Origin of the sequence: Pseudarthrobacter sp. J47, from assembly GCF_049810315.1 — a bacterium.
GTDB lineage: Bacteria > Actinomycetota > Actinomycetes > Actinomycetales > Micrococcaceae > Arthrobacter.
On sequence record NZ_CP187358.1, the window covers coordinates 3,722,547 to 3,736,023 of the forward strand.

At 66.4% G+C, this 13,477-nt stretch carries 12 protein-coding genes and 1 pseudogene; 9 read left to right on the forward strand and 4 right to left on the reverse strand.

The window, feature by feature from the left end:
- Positions 1–46: 46 nt before the first annotated feature.
- The 4 genes and pseudogenes from ACPJW8_RS17140 to ACPJW8_RS17155 all read left to right on the forward strand — a co-directional run bounded on the left by ACPJW8_RS17140 (position 47) and on the right by ACPJW8_RS17155 (position 5,427).
- Positions 47–1,099 carry an asparaginase gene (locus tag ACPJW8_RS17140; protein WP_330189131.1) on the forward strand — a complete coding sequence of 351 codons (1,053 nt, stop codon included), beginning with the start codon at positions 47–49 and terminating at the stop codon, positions 1,097–1,099.
- A gap of 4 nt (positions 1,100–1,103) precedes the next feature.
- A complete protein-coding gene (locus tag ACPJW8_RS17145) occupies positions 1,104–2,537 on the forward strand; it encodes an aspartate ammonia-lyase (protein ID WP_330189130.1) in 1,434 nt (477 codons plus the stop codon).
- A gap of 84 nt (positions 2,538–2,621) precedes the next feature.
- Positions 2,622–4,127, forward strand: coding sequence for an amino acid permease (locus ACPJW8_RS17150; protein WP_330189129.1), 1,506 nt, complete (start codon positions 2,622–2,624; stop codon positions 4,125–4,127).
- A gap of 161 nt (positions 4,128–4,288) precedes the next feature.
- Positions 4,289–5,427: pseudogene (locus ACPJW8_RS17155) on the forward strand (IS30 family transposase).
- 70 nt (positions 5,428–5,497) lie between these two features.
- Here the strand turns inward: ACPJW8_RS17155 and ACPJW8_RS17160 are convergent.
- Together ACPJW8_RS17160 and ACPJW8_RS17165 are read right to left on the reverse strand one after the other, a co-directional pair.
- Entirely contained in the window at positions 5,498–6,139 is a 642-nt protein-coding gene (locus ACPJW8_RS17160; RefSeq protein WP_330189128.1) for a CoA transferase subunit B, read from the reverse strand.
- Positions 6,140–6,169: 30 nt separating this feature from the next.
- Entirely contained in the window at positions 6,170–6,886 is a 717-nt protein-coding gene (locus tag ACPJW8_RS17165; RefSeq protein ID WP_330189127.1) for a CoA transferase subunit A, read from the reverse strand.
- 200 nt (positions 6,887–7,086) lie between these two features.
- On the opposite strand from ACPJW8_RS17165, the gene mmuM reads away from it, so the two are divergent.
- The 5 genes from mmuM (at position 7,087) to ACPJW8_RS17190 (ending at position 12,034) form a co-directional block, all read left to right on the forward strand.
- A complete protein-coding gene (gene mmuM / locus ACPJW8_RS17170) occupies positions 7,087–8,034 on the forward strand; it encodes a homocysteine S-methyltransferase (RefSeq protein ID WP_330189126.1) in 948 nt (315 codons plus the stop codon).
- Positions 8,031–8,861 carry an IclR family transcriptional regulator gene (locus ACPJW8_RS17175; protein ID WP_330189125.1) on the forward strand — a complete coding sequence of 277 codons (831 nt, stop codon included), beginning with the start codon at positions 8,031–8,033 and terminating at the stop codon, positions 8,859–8,861. The genes mmuM and ACPJW8_RS17175 overlap by 4 nt, the downstream gene beginning before the upstream one ends.
- A 75-nt stretch (positions 8,862–8,936) precedes the next feature.
- Positions 8,937–9,185 carry an SCO4226 family nickel-binding protein gene (locus tag ACPJW8_RS17180; protein WP_330189124.1) on the forward strand — a complete coding sequence of 83 codons (249 nt, stop codon included), beginning with the start codon at positions 8,937–8,939 and terminating at the stop codon, positions 9,183–9,185.
- Positions 9,186–9,382: 197 nt separating this feature from the next.
- A complete protein-coding gene (locus ACPJW8_RS17185) occupies positions 9,383–10,681 on the forward strand; it encodes an ATP-binding protein (RefSeq protein ID WP_330189123.1) in 1,299 nt (432 codons plus the stop codon).
- A gap of 108 nt (positions 10,682–10,789) precedes the next feature.
- Positions 10,790–12,034, forward strand: coding sequence for a low temperature requirement protein A (locus ACPJW8_RS17190; RefSeq protein ID WP_330189122.1), 1,245 nt, complete (start codon positions 10,790–10,792; stop codon positions 12,032–12,034).
- 4 nt (positions 12,035–12,038) lie between these two features.
- Here ACPJW8_RS17190 and ACPJW8_RS17195 read toward each other — a convergent pair whose 3' ends face one another.
- Positions 12,039–12,578: a phosphohydrolase gene (locus ACPJW8_RS17195; protein WP_330189121.1), complete on the reverse strand. Its 540-nt coding sequence runs from the start codon at positions 12,576–12,578 to the stop codon at positions 12,039–12,041.
- A 10-nt stretch (positions 12,579–12,588) separates the two neighbouring features.
- Positions 12,589–13,476 (reverse strand): tRNA glutamyl-Q(34) synthetase GluQRS, encoded by an 888-nt coding sequence (gluQRS, locus tag ACPJW8_RS17200; protein WP_330189120.1) that lies wholly within the window; start codon positions 13,474–13,476, stop codon positions 12,589–12,591.
- Position 13,477: the final 1 nt, after the last annotated feature.

Consider the following 13,477-nt stretch of genomic DNA (forward strand, 5'->3'; position numbering starts at 1 on the left):
CCCGCCACAAGCGGACCCGCCCTCCTTGACCACCCCTGAGGAACCCATGCCATCCCCTGCGCCCGCCGTCCTGCCCGCACGCCCCAACCAGCAGCTTCCGCAGCACGCACCGCTGGCCGTCGCCGTCCGGGACGGCCTTGCCGAGAGCATCCACTACGGCTCCGTGATCGCCACTGATCACGACGGCGGCACCCTCCTGGCTGCCGGCGATCCCTTTGCGCCGTTCTACCCGCGGTCCTCGCTCAAGCCGCTGCAGGCCGTCGCCATGGTGCGCGCCGGGCTGGACCTGCCCGCGGACCTGCTGGCCCTCACCGCCGCCAGCCACTCCGGCAGCGCTGCCCACATCAACGGCTCCCGCCGCATCTTGGAACTCCATGGCCTGACGCCGGACGCCCTGGAAAACAGCCTGGACCTGCCCTACGGCGTGGCAGAACGCGAGGAATGGCTGCGCAACGGCGGGCCGGCCACCCGGCTCACCCAGAACTGCTCCGGCAAGCACGCCTCCATGGCCGCCACCTGCGTAATCAACGGCTGGCCGGTCAAGGGCTACCTCGACCCCGGCCACCCGCTGCAGCAGCTCGTGGCAGTCACGGTCGCCGAACTCACCGGCGAGCAGTCCTCCACCGTCAGTACGGACGGCTGCGGCACGCCGCTGTTCGCCCTCACCCTGCGCGGCATGGCCACAGCATTCGGCACCATCGCCAAGGCAGCGGCAGACGCCGGAACGGCAACTGACGGCGCCGCACCCGGCCCGGAAGCCGCCGTCGGGCTGGCCATGAGCCGCCACCCGGAAATGGTGGCCGGCGAGCGCCGCGATGTCACCGAACTGATGCGCCTGGCGCCCGGATTCGTGGCCAAGGACGGCTTCGAAGGCGTCCAGCTGGTGGGCCTGCCGGACGGCCGCGCCGTTGCCGTCAAGATTTCCGACGGCGGCGACCGCGCCCGGATGCCCGTCACGGTCCGCGCCCTGGAAGCGCTCGACGTCGACACCTCGGTTCTGGCCCCGATCGCCACCGTCGCCGTCCTGGGAGGCGGCCGGAACGTCGGCACCTTCCAGGCCCTTGATTTCCTGTCCACGCCCGTCAACGAAGCCCGCTAGGACCATGATGAACAACAACCTGCCAGCTGTGGAGACAACCTCCGCAGGCACCCGCTCCGAGCACGACCTCCTGGGCGACAGGGATATCCCGGCCGGAGCCTACTGGGGCGTCCACACGCTGCGGGCGGTGGAAAACTTCCCCATCACCGGCCAGCCGCTGTCCAGCAACATGCACCTGGTCCGCGGCCTCGCCGCCGTAAAACTCGCCGCAGCGCGCACCAACCGCGAACTCGGACTGCTCGACGCCGAACGGGCCGACGCCATTGAGCAGGCCTGCCAGGACGTCATGAACGGCGAACTCGCTGACCAGTTCGTGGTGGACGTGATCCAGGGCGGAGCCGGCACCTCCTCCAACATGAACGCCAACGAGGTCATCGCCAACCGGGCCCTGGAAATCCTGGGCCACCCCAAGGGCGACTACTCCCGGCTGCACCCGAACGACCACGTCAACCTGAGCCAGTCCACCAACGACGTCTACCCCACGGCCGTGAAGCTGGGCACCATCTTCGCCGCCCGCCAGCTCCTGGACGCGCTCACCGGACTCGAGGACGCCTTCGCTGCCAAGGCCGTCGAGTTCCGCACCATCGTCAAAATGGGCCGCACCCAGCTCCAGGACGCCGTGCCCATGACCCTGGGCCAGGAATTCGGCACCTACGCCGTGACCATCGGCGAAGACAAGCTCCGCCTCGCCGAAGCCGACCTGCTGATCCACGAAATCAACCTGGGCGCCACCGCGATCGGCACCGGCCTGAACGCCCCCGCCGGCTACGCGGAGGCAGCCTGCCGGCACCTGGCCGAGATCACCGGCCTGCCCCTGGTCACCGCCGTCGACCTCATTGAAGCCACGCAGGACGTTGGCGCGTTTGTGCACCTTTCCGGCGTGCTCAAGCGCGTTGCCGTGAAGCTCTCCAAGATCTGCAACGACCTCCGCCTCCTCTCCTCCGGCCCGCGCGCCGGACTGGGCGAGATCAACCTGCCCGCAGTGCAGTCCGGCTCCTCGATCATGCCCGGCAAGATCAACCCGGTGATCCCCGAAGTGGTGTCCCAGGTGGCCTACGAGGTGGTGGGCAACGACGTCACCATCACCATGGCCGCCGAAGCCGGGCAGCTGCAGCTCAACGCCTTCGAACCGATCATTGTCCACAGCCTCCACAAGAGCATCAGCCACCTCGAGGCAGCCTGCCGTACCCTGACGGCCCGCTGCGTCACCGGCATTACCGCTAACACCGAACACCTCCGCCTTACCGTTGAACAGTCCATCGGCCTGGTGACAGCCCTGAACCCCCAGCTGGGCTACGCCACCGCCACGGCCATCGCACAGGAAGCCCTGGCCACCGGCAAGGGCGTGGCCGAGCTGGTCCTGGAACACGGGCTGCTCACCGCACCCCAGCTCCAGGAACTCCTCAGCCCCGAGCGCCTGGCCAACCTCAGCAAGTAACCCCAACCGGTGGTTGAGCCTGCCGAAACCCCACCACCCCGGCTTCGACAGGCCCAACCAACGACTTCTAAAGGACACCCCCTTATGTCACAACCCATTACGGACCACACCGTCCCGCCCCAGGCGCACGCGACCGAATCGGCGCTGCACGCGGAGGACAAGGGCTACCACAAGAACCTCAAGCCCCGACAGATCCAGATGATCGCCATTGGCGGCGCCATCGGCACCGGCCTGTTCCTGGGCGCCGGCGGCCGGCTCAACGCCGCAGGCCCGTCGCTGGTTATTGCATACGCCGTCTGCGGTTTCTTCGCGTTCCTGATCCTGCGCGCGCTGGGCGAGCTGGTACTGCACCGCCCGTCGTCGGGCTCCTTCGTCTCCTACGCCCGTGAGTTCTTCGGCGAGAAGGCCGCCTTTGTCTCCGGCTGGTTCTACTGGATCAACTGGGCCACCACCACCATCGTGGACATCACCGCGGCCGCGCTCTACATGAACTTCTTCGGCAACTACATCCCCTGGATGGCTGCCGTACCGCAGTGGGCGTGGGCCCTGATCGCCCTGTTGGTTGTCCTGGCGCTGAACCTGGTCTCCGTGAAGGTCTTCGGCGAAATGGAATTCTGGTTCGCCCTGATCAAGGTTGCCGCGCTGGTGGTCTTCCTCGTCGTCGGAACCTACTTCGTCATCTTCGGCACCCCGGTGGACGGCCAGCAGGTGGGCTTCAGCCTCCTCGCGGACAACGGCGGCATCTTCCCCAACGGCCTGCTGCCCATGATCATCCTGATGCAGGGTGTGCTGTTCGCCTACGCCTCCATTGAACTGGTGGGCACCGCCGCCGGCGAGACGGAGAACCCGGAAAAGATCATGCCCAAGGCCATCAACTCCGTGGTCTTCCGCATCGCCGTGTTCTACGTTGGCTCCGTCATCCTGCTGGCACTGCTCCTGCCGTACACGTCCTACGAGAAGGGTGTCAGCCCGTTCGTGACGTTCTTCGGATCCATCGGCATCCAGGGCGTGGACGTCATCATGAACCTGGTGGTCCTCACCGCCGCGCTGTCCTCCCTGAACGCCGGCCTGTACTCCACCGGCCGGATCCTGCGCTCCATGTCCGTCAACGGTTCGGCCCCGAGGTTCGCCTCGCGGATGAACAAGGCCGGCGTGCCCTACGGCGGCATCGCCATCACCGCCGGCGTCTCGCTGCTGGGTGTTCCGCTGAACTACCTGGTTCCCGCGCAAGCCTTCGAGATCGTGCTCAACGTGGCCTCGGTGGGCATCATCATGACCTGGGCAACGATCGTCCTCTGCCAGATCCAGCTCAAGCGCTGGGCGGACAAGGGCTTCCTGAAGCGGCCGTCCTTCCGGATGTTCGGCGCACCGTACACCGGCTACCTCTCGCTGCTGTTCCTGGCGGGCGTGCTGGTGATGGTCTTCATCGATTCCCCGCTCACCATGCTGGTCACGGCCATCGCATGCGTGCTGATGGTGTTCGGCTGGTACGCCTGCCGCAACCGGATCCGTGAAATCGCGGCCATGCGCGAGGGCTTCACCGGCCTGGCTCCTGTGGTGGCGAACCCTCCGGCGGAGGCCTTCAAGTAACACCCCCGCCTTTCCCATCTGGGTAGCAGTTGTTGCCGTTTAGAGCGGGCGGAGTCCATCGGTCGTTGCAACACCTTACTGAAGGGGGTGTTGTTGTGGTCGATGGTCGTTGTGTGCCGCGCGTGGTTCGGGAGCGTTTGATTGAGTTAGTGGCTTCGGGGATGTCGATGTCTGCGGCTTGTCTGGTGGTGGGAGTGTCACGAGAGGCCGGCCCGAGGTGGTGGCGGCAGGCTGGGGGCATGAACCTTAGCCGGGGCCGTGTGGGTGGCATTGATGTCCTTGTGGGTAGCGAGGGACCCTCTGGTCCTGGGCATCCGCTGAATTTGGACGAGCGGATCTCGATTCAGGCAGGAATCAAGGCCGGTGATTCTCAGACGAAGATTGCTTCCGGGTTGGGACGGCACCGTTCGGTGGTCTGCCGGGAACTGCGCCGTAATACCGGCCCGGATGGTGTGTATCGGGCCCGGTTGGCTCAGCAGAATGCCCTGCACAAGGCCCGCCGGCCAAAGGCGTTCAAGATCGTTGCTCTGACTTGGCACAGGAGATCGAGTCCAAGCTCAAGAAGGGGTGGAGTCCTTGGCTGATCGCCAAGACGCTGCGGCAGGAGCACCCTGATGATAGAAGCATGCAAATCAGCCACGAGACGATCTATCAGTGCCTGTATGTCCAGTCCCGGGGCCAGCTCCGCAAGGACCTTACTGCGATGCTCAGCCTCAAACGCAAGGCCCGGAAGTCCCGGGAATCAGTCAGGGACGGAGGGAAGCGGCAGCGTTTCAGCGATGCACTCACGATCAGTGAACGCCCCGCCGAGGCCGCGGACCGGGCAGTACCCGGCCACTGGGAAGGTGACCTGATTATCGGCAAGGACTCCGGCTCGGCGATAGGAACCCTGGTCGAACGGAACACACGGTTCGTGATCTTGCTGCATTTACCCATCGATCACACTGCCGAGTCCGTTACTGCGGCGATGCTACGGGAAATGGGGGCTCTTCCCGAGCACCTGCGCCGGTCAATTACCTGGGACCGTGGAACGGAAATAGCCCAGTTCGACAGGATCCGGATGGAACTCAATGCCCCGGTTTACCTGTGTGATCCGCATTCACCATGGCAGCGCGGAACGAACGAAAACACCAACAGGCTGCTTCGTCACTGGTTCCCCAAAGGCACAGACCTAAGCACCCATACGGCCGAGGACCTCGCCAACATAGCCCAAATGCTCAACCAGCGGCCCAGGCCCACATTGGACCTGGACACACCAGCGAACCGAATGGCTAAACTACTCGAACAAACCGCGGCATAAGCCGCACGTGTTGCATCGACCCCTTGACGTCCCCGCGTTCTAAAGGGCAACAACTGCTACCTAGTTGGGTTTAAAGGGCGGTGCTGAACTCCGCCTCCGTCCTGCCCCGGACCTCCTCCACGGTCACGCCGGGGGCCAGCCGGGTCAGGGTCAGCCCGACGGCGGCACTCACCACATCAAACACCGCCAGGTCCGTGACAATCCGGTCCACAACCCCCAGCCCGGTCAGCGGCAGGCTGCATTCCCTGACGATCTTGGGGCTGCCGTCCTTGGCGTTATGTTCGGTCAGCACCACCACGCGGGGTGTTCCGGCCACCAGGTCCATGGCGCCGCCCATGCCCTTGACCATCTTGCCGGGGATGGTCCAGTTGGCCAGGTCCCCGTTGCCGGCCACCTGCATGGCACCGAGGATGGCCACCTTCACGTGCCCCCCGCGGATCATCCCGAAGGACGTTGCGGAATCGAAGATGCTGCCACCGGGGAGTAGGGTAACTGTCTGCTTTCCGGCGTTGATCAGGTCGGCATCTTCATCGCCGTCGTACGGGAACGGTCCCATGCCAAGCAGCCCGTTCTCGCTCTGCAGCACCACGCGGACGCCTTCAGGCAGGTTGTTGGCCACCAGTGTGGGGATGCCGATCCCCAGGTTCACGTAGTCGCCGTCGTTCAGTTCTTCGGCCGCGATGGCAGCCATTTCATCCCTGGTCCAGGCCATGGGGTTTCTCCTTCGGTGGTGGGGGAAGTTTCAGGCAGGGACGCTGACCGGGCGCGGCCGGACGGTGCGCTGCTCGATGTCCTTGGTCCGGGCGCTGGCCTGCACCAGGCGCTGGATGTAGACGCCCGGCGTGACGATGTGGTTCGGGTCCAGCTGGCCCGGCTCCACTATGACCTCCGCCTGCGCCACGGTCACGGCGCCCGCGGTGGCCACCACGGGGTTGAAGTTCCGTGCCGTGTAGCGGTAGATGAGGTTCCCGTCGGTGTCCGCCGTGTGTGCGTGCACGAGTGCGACGTCGGCCCTGATGGCGCGCTCCTGAACGTACGTTTCGCCGTCGAACACTTCCAGGGGCTTGCCCTCGGCAACCAGGGTGCCCACCCCGGTTTTGGTGTAGAACGCCGGGATGCCCGCACCGCCGGCGCGCAGCCGTTCCGCGAGCGTGCCCTGCGGCGTGAATTCGACCTCCAGGACGCCGGCCAGGTACTGCTCCGCGAAGAGCCTGTTCTCACCGACATAGGACGCGATCACCTTGCGCACCTGCCCAGCCTCAATGAGGATGCCCAGGCCCTTGCCGTCCACACCCATGTTGTTGGAGACCACAGTGAGGTCCCGGACACCGGAATCCCTGACTGCCTCGATCAGGTCCGCCGGGATGCCGCTCAAGCCGAAACCGCCGACGGCGAGTGTGGTGCCGTCGTGCAGGACGTCCCTGAGTGCCTCCGAGGCGCCGGGCAGAAATTTGGACATTGCATTCTCCTCATTGAGCCGTACGTGCCCGGGTTTCCACTTTGTGGACTGTTCCCGGCCTTTGTTGGAGCGTACGGTCGCCGCATTGCGCCGGTCAACGGATCATGCGGGCTGTTTTATAACGTGGACCCTCTCCGGAAGTTAGTCCACATTGTGGATAGCGTGACGCACCGAAGGCCCGGACCCGGCCATAATGGAGCATGCCCCAGAACACCACGCTCTCCCGCCTTCTCCGCTCCGGAGAACACCTGACCCTTGACGGCGCCATGGCCACGGAGCTGGAAGCCCTGGGCAGCAACCTGGACGATCCGCTGTGGTCCGCCAAAGTGCTGATGGAACAGCCGGAACTCATCCAGCGGGTGCACCTGGACTACTTCCGGGCGGGTGCCCAGGTGGCGATCACCGCCAGCTACCAGGCCACTCCCCAGGGCTTCGCCCGCCGTGGCCTCACCGCAGCGGAAGCGCTGGAACTGGTGGCCCTCAGCGTGCGCCTGGCGGACCAGGCCCGGAGCGAACACTTGGCGGCGAACCCTGGCTCCGGTCCGCTCCTGGTCGCCGGATCGGTGGGGCCCTACGGCGCCTACCTGGCAGACGGCTCCGAATACCGGGGTGACTACCGCCTGGAGAAGTCCGAGTTCCTCGCGTTCCACAGGCCGCGGATCGCCGCCCTGGTGGAGGCCGGGGTGGATTTCCTGGCCTGCGAGACCCTGCCCTCGTTGCCCGAAGCGGAGGCGCTGCTGGAGCTCCTGGCGGAGTTCGACGTCGAGGCCTGGTTCTCCTTCACCCTCCGGGACGGCAGCCACATCAGCGACGGCACTCCCCTGGCGCAGGTGGCTGCCCTGTGTGAAACCGAGCCCCGGGTGGTGGCGGTCGGCGTGAACTGCGTGCCGCTGGAGCTGGTCTCCCCCGCACTGCGCGAGCTCCGGAGCACGGCAACCTTGCCGTTGCTGACCTACCCGAATTCAGGCGAAACCTACGACGCCGGAACCAAGACCTGGGGGCCGGCCGCGGCAGCCGGTGACGCGTCAACCGCTCCGGCAACGCTTCAGCAGGGCGCCCCTGCCTGGCGCGCCATCGGTGCCCAGCTGCTGGGCGGCTGCTGCCGGACCACCCCGCGGGACATAGCCGAATTGGCCCTGCCGGCATGACCCCGGCTGCGGCGTCGGGCGGCGTGCAGGGCGCCCAGGTGGTTGGCAGGATCGCCCGGCTGCTGCGGATCGTGGGCCGCAGCGCAGAGGGCAGCTCCCTGGTTGATCTGGTGCGCGAGTCCGGGCTGACCCGCCCTACCGTCCACCGGCTGCTCACCTCGCTGGCCAGCGAGGGGCTCCTGGAGCACGATCAGCGCACCGGACGGTGGGGTCTTGGCCCGGAGATGCTGTTGTTGGGCTCGGTGGCCTCGGCCCGGTTCCCGCTGGAGGACCTGGTCCGGCCCAGCCTGCGCCGGCTGGCCGAGGAAACGGGCGAGAGCGCGTTCTTCTCCATCCGCCGCGGCGCCGAAACGGTATGCCTGCTGCGTGAGGAAGGCAGCTTCCCGGTACGGTCCTTCGTCCTCCACGAAGGCGTCCGGTTTCCGCTGGGGGTTGCCTCAGCCGGCACCGCCATCCTGGCCTTCCTGCCGGACCATGAGCAGGAGCGGATCCTGCAGAACTGGCCGGCCCATGCCGGTACTTTCACGGACGGACACCCCGAACCGGTGGTCCGCCAGAACCTTGCCGCCACCCGGCGCACCGGCTACTCGGTCAACCCCGGGCTGGTCCTGGAGGGCAGCTGGGGCATGGGATCGGCGGTGTTTGACCGCAACGGCCGCCCGGCCTGGGCGCTGTCCCTTACGGGGATCGAAAGCAGGTTCCGGGAGGACCGCCGGGAGTTCCTGGGCAAGTGCCTGATGCGGGAGGCGCACCGCCTGACGGGGGTCCTGCAACCGGGTCCGGGCGGTTCCCCCACCCCGTCCAGCGCCGGAAAAACTTCCTCTTGACGGCGGATTGGTCCTGGTCTAGCGTCTGCATGGTCCTCGGTTTCACTGTCGAACAACCTAAGGAGCCAGCAGCAAATGCCGGAATTCATGGATGTCCACCGCAACATGTCAGGGCTCACCAAAGAAGACTTACAGGCCGCCCACGACGCCGATCTCGCCATCCAAAGCGAGGAAGGCGTGGTCTTCAAAACAGCGTGGGCTGACCCGGACGCGGGCGTCGTCTACTGCCTGTCTGAGGCACCCTCGGCAGACGCCGTCAGGCGTATCCACGAGCGCGCGGGCCACCCGCCTGACGAAGTTCATCCCGTTCCGTTCAAGGTCTGAACGGGCGTTAATGGCCGACGGCGGCACCCCGGGTTCGCTTCGCACGGAACCCGGGGTGCCGCCGTCGTGAGTTCCCGGATGGAAGGCGTAACGCAACGTTTTCCAGCGCCGCCGCTCCGCACCCATCGCCTATGCTCAGCAGAGCGCGTCACCGCGCGGCCCAGCTCAACGACGACGGACCATACGGGAGACACCACATGACCACCTGGCGGATCAGGGACTTTCACTCAGCTGACCTGGACGGCATCCTGCACCTCTGGGAAACGCTCAAGGCCTCCAACGTGGAGCCGGTCTATGCCCTCTCCGAGGTGCTGGCTTCCTGCGAAAAGGACCACGCCGTCGTGGCAGTCCAGGGCGACAAAATTGTGGGCGCGGCCGTGGGACGCGCTGCCCACGACCAGGGCTGGATCGTCTTCCTGGCTACCCTGCCGGAGAACCGTGGCAACGGGATCGGCACCTCGCTGCTGGCCGCCGTCGAAAACCGGATGGCCCCGCACGGCCTGAACAAGCTCTCCGCGCTGATGCCGGAAGCCGAAACCCGTGTGGAGGCGTTCCTGGGCCGCGGCTTTGCACTGAAGAAGAACCTCCGGTATTTCGAACGCACCATCCCCGTGCAGCGCCAGGAACTGGGCGCGCTGGGGCAGCTGGGCGGCCGCGTCCTGGCCCGGGACCTCTGGGAAAACGTGGCCGGCATGCGCAAGGAGAAGGAGCTGCTGGAACGCCGGCTGGTGCTGCCGCTGGCGCAGGCGGACCTGGCGGACGAATACGGTGTGGTGCCGCCGCGCGCCGTGGTGCTGTTCGGCCCGCCAGGCACGGGAAAAACAACGTTCGCCAAGGCCATCGCCTCCCGCCTGGAATGGCCCTTCGTGGAGGTCTTCCCCTCACGCCTGGCGTCCGATCCCAAAGGCCTGGCCGGGGCCCTGCGGGAGACGTTCCTGGAGATTTCCGAGCTGGAACATGCGGTGGTGTTCATCGACGAGGTGGAGGAGATCGCGTCCCAGCGTTCCGGAGAGCCGCCGTCACCCCTGCAGGGTGTCACCAACGAGCTGCTCAAGATCATCCCGGCGTTCCGCGAACAGCCCGGCCGCCTGCTGGTCTGCGCCACCAACTTCATCCGCGCCCTGGATTCCGCCTTCCTGCGCCACGGCCGCTTCGATTACGTCATTCCCATCGGGCTGCCTGACGCGGATGCGCGCGAGGCCATGTGGCAGCGTTTCATCCCCTCCGCCGTGCTGGACCAGGTTGATGTGGCGCTGCTGGTGGAGCGGACGCACGGGTTCTCCCCTGCGGACATTGAGTATGCGGCCCGGAGCGCCTCCCAGCGTGCCCTGGAGAACGTTGTTTACGGTACCGGCGCCGGTGATTCGGACGCCGCGGACCGGAAGGGACCCACCACACAGGACTACCTGGAGGCGATCGGCGAGACCCGGACCACGGTCAGCGAAGAGGTCCACAGCGGCTTCCTCGAGGACATCGACTCACTGGGCCGCGTCTAAGGCTGGGCCGCAGGGCCGATTCCAGCCAGCGGCGGGAATCCGCCCGCAACGGCGGGCACGGCCGGGGTACTGTACATACGCAGCTCTCCGACAGAAAGGGCATGAAGAATGCCATCCGAAGCCCGCCGCGTTCTCCCCCGGATGGGCGGCCGCGATCCGCACCAGCCGCACCGCTCCGCCACCCCGCTGGAGCTGTTCTTCGACCTGACCTTTGTTATTGCCTTCAGCGTGGCATCAAGCCAGTTCGCCCACGCGATCGCCGAGGAACACGTGCTCCCCGGGTTGCTGGGCTTTTCCTTCTCGATGTTCGCCGTCATCTGGGCCTGGATCAACTTCACCTGGCTGGCCAGCGCCTATGACACTGACGACTGGATCTTCCGCGTCGTCACCATGGTGCAGATGGTGGGCGTCCTGATCCTGGCCATGGGCCTGGAGCCGATGTTCCATTCCCTGGTGGAGGGCGACCACGTGGAGAACCGCGTGATTGTCCTGGGCTATGTGGTGATGCGCGTGGCCCTGATCTTCCAGTGGCTGCGTGTGGCCCGGCAGGATCCTGCGCGGCGGCATGTGGCGCTGCAGTATGCGGGCTACCTGGCGATCGTCCAGTTGGGCTGGGTGGCGGTGCTGTTTATCGACGCCGATGTCCCCACCACGTTCCTGATGATCTCCCCGCTCTTCATCCTGGAGATGGCCACTCCGCGGATCGCCGAGCGCAAGACGCGGACCCCGTGGCACGCCCACCACATCGCGGAACGTTATGGCCTGATGGCCATCATCGCCCTCGGCGAATGCTTGATCGGCGCCATCGAAACACTGCGCGCCATCGTGGCCCTGCACGGGTGGAGCATGGATGCTGCCTTGGTTGGCCTGGGCGGCACCGGGCTGGCCTTCGCCCTGTGGTGGGTCTACTTCACGCTCCCCAACGGGCAGGCCCTGCACATCCGGAGGCACAAGTCCTTCATCTTCGGCTACGGCCACATGTTCATTTTCGCCGCCATCGCCGCTGCCGGCGCTGGCCTGCACGTGCTGGCCTACTACATTGACCACGAGGCCCACATCAGCGCTGCCGGGGCAGTGGCCACTGTTGCCATCCCGGTAACGATCTTCAAGATCGCGCTTACTTGGCTCTATGGCTCCATGGCCGGCTACGACCCGCTGAACCTGGGCCTCACGGCACTGGTGGTGGGCTCATCCGCGCTTGCCATTGCCCTGGCAGCAGCAGGAGTGCCGGTGACCGCCTGCCTCCTGGTCATTGTGGCCGGACCGGCCATCATGATCGTGGTGGATGAAATCGCAGGCCGGCCCCGGCGCACCAAGGCACTGGCCCGCCTGGAGGAACAGCACGCCAAGTGACGGGTCAGTCGGTGAGTTCCTCGAGTTCGGGCAGCAAGGCAGGGTTGATCCGTTCCAGGATCAACCGGATCTCCTCGGCAGGCACCGCTGCGTAGAGGACGGGGCGAGCTTCGGCGTAGCGGGTGACCGGCGGCTTGTCCGGCCACTTTTCAGCGAGCGCCTGCACGCGTTCGGGCACGGAATTGTGGGCGTTGTCCGCGATCTTGACCAGGGTGGCATCGTGGTCCAGCGCGATCTCGCGGATGATGCCCTGGTAGTCGTCAGGGTTGTCGTACATCCTCCGGGTGACCCGCTCAATGATCCCCACGGCCCGTTCGGAGACCCCCATGTCCAGCAACGCCTGGCGCGTGATGGGGGTGTCCTCGGCAATATCGTGCAGGTACCCTGCGATCTGGATGTCGTCGTCGAAATCGGCCAGGGCTTCCCCGACGGCCAGCACGTGGTCGCGGTACGGGCGCTTGAGCTTGTCCTTCTGCCGGTTGTGGGCCACTTCGGCCAGGACGCGGGCAGTTTCAACGGTAAAGCGGGGAGGGGTCTGGGACATGCCCCCAACATTACCGGCCAGGCATGCCCTGCCAGATCCACGGTTCCCGGGGCAGCTCCGCGGGATCAAAGGCTGCGAGCGCGGAATCCAGGGTGCCCGGCAGCCCCAGTGATGCCAGCACCCAGGCGGCCACATCAGCCGCGGAGTGCCCCTCGCGGGAGAGGTCAGCGAGCGTGACGGCGCCGTCGCGCTTGGCCAGCCTGGCGCCGTCGGCGTTCAATACCAGCGGAACGTGCGCATACTCCGGCACCGGATACCCCAGCAACGAGGCCAAGTAAGCCTGCCGCGGCGTGGACGGCAGGAGGTCGTCGCCGCGGACCACCTGGTCGATGCCCTGTTCGGCGTCGTCCACCACCACCGCGAGGTTGTAGGCGGCCACGCCGTCATTGCGGCGCAGCACAAAATCATCCACGACGCCGGTGAAGTCACCGTGGAGCGCATCCGTGACGGTCAGTTCGGAGACATCAGCGCGGAGCCTTATGGCTGCCGGCCGGACGGCCCGGCGTTCCTGGCGTTCGACGTCGGTCAGGTTCCGGCAGGTGCCCGGGTAGGCCCCCTGGGGTGCGTGCGGCGCCGAAGGAGCTTCCTGGATTTCGCGGCGGGTGCAGAAGCATTCATAGGCCAGGCCGGCCGCGGAAAGCCGGCCTATCGCGGCCGAATACAGGGGTTCCCTGTCCGTCTGGCGCACCACGTCCCCGTCCCAGGTAACGCCAACAGCCTGCAGGTCCCGCAGCTGCACCTCTTCGGCGCCGGCCCGCGCCCTGTCCAGGTCCTCCACGCGGAGCAGGAACTTCCGGCCGGTGGAACGGGCAAATAGCCAGGCAAGCATGGCGGTGCGCAGGTTCCCCACATGCAGCTCGCCCGATGGGCTGGGAGCGAAGCGGCCTGCGGAAGTCATA

Coding starts and splice junctions, on each gene's coding strand:
- mmuM (WP_330189126.1), top strand. CDS start 7,087: ATGCCCCAGAACACCACGCTCTCCCGCCTTCTCCGCTCCGGAGAACAC.
- ACPJW8_RS17165 (WP_330189127.1), bottom strand. CDS start 6,886: ATGTCCAAATTTCTGCCCGGCGCCTCGGAGGCACTCAGGGACGTCCTG.
- ACPJW8_RS17195 (WP_330189121.1), bottom strand. CDS start 12,578: ATGTCCCAGACCCCTCCCCGCTTTACCGTTGAAACTGCCCGCGTCCTG.
- gluQRS (WP_330189120.1), bottom strand. CDS start 13,476: ATGACTTCCGCAGGCCGCTTCGCTCCCAGCCCATCGGGCGAGCTGCAT.
- ACPJW8_RS17140 (WP_330189131.1), top strand. CDS start 47: ATGCCATCCCCTGCGCCCGCCGTCCTGCCCGCACGCCCCAACCAGCAG.
- ACPJW8_RS17190 (WP_330189122.1), top strand. CDS start 10,790: ATGCCATCCGAAGCCCGCCGCGTTCTCCCCCGGATGGGCGGCCGCGAT.
- ACPJW8_RS17150 (WP_330189129.1), top strand. CDS start 2,622: ATGTCACAACCCATTACGGACCACACCGTCCCGCCCCAGGCGCACGCG.
- ACPJW8_RS17185 (WP_330189123.1), top strand. CDS start 9,383: ATGACCACCTGGCGGATCAGGGACTTTCACTCAGCTGACCTGGACGGC.
- ACPJW8_RS17180 (WP_330189124.1), top strand. CDS start 8,937: ATGCCGGAATTCATGGATGTCCACCGCAACATGTCAGGGCTCACCAAA.
- ACPJW8_RS17175 (WP_330189125.1), top strand. CDS start 8,031: ATGACCCCGGCTGCGGCGTCGGGCGGCGTGCAGGGCGCCCAGGTGGTT.
- ACPJW8_RS17160 (WP_330189128.1), bottom strand. CDS start 6,139: ATGGCCTGGACCAGGGATGAAATGGCTGCCATCGCGGCCGAAGAACTG.
- ACPJW8_RS17145 (WP_330189130.1), top strand. CDS start 1,104: ATGATGAACAACAACCTGCCAGCTGTGGAGACAACCTCCGCAGGCACC.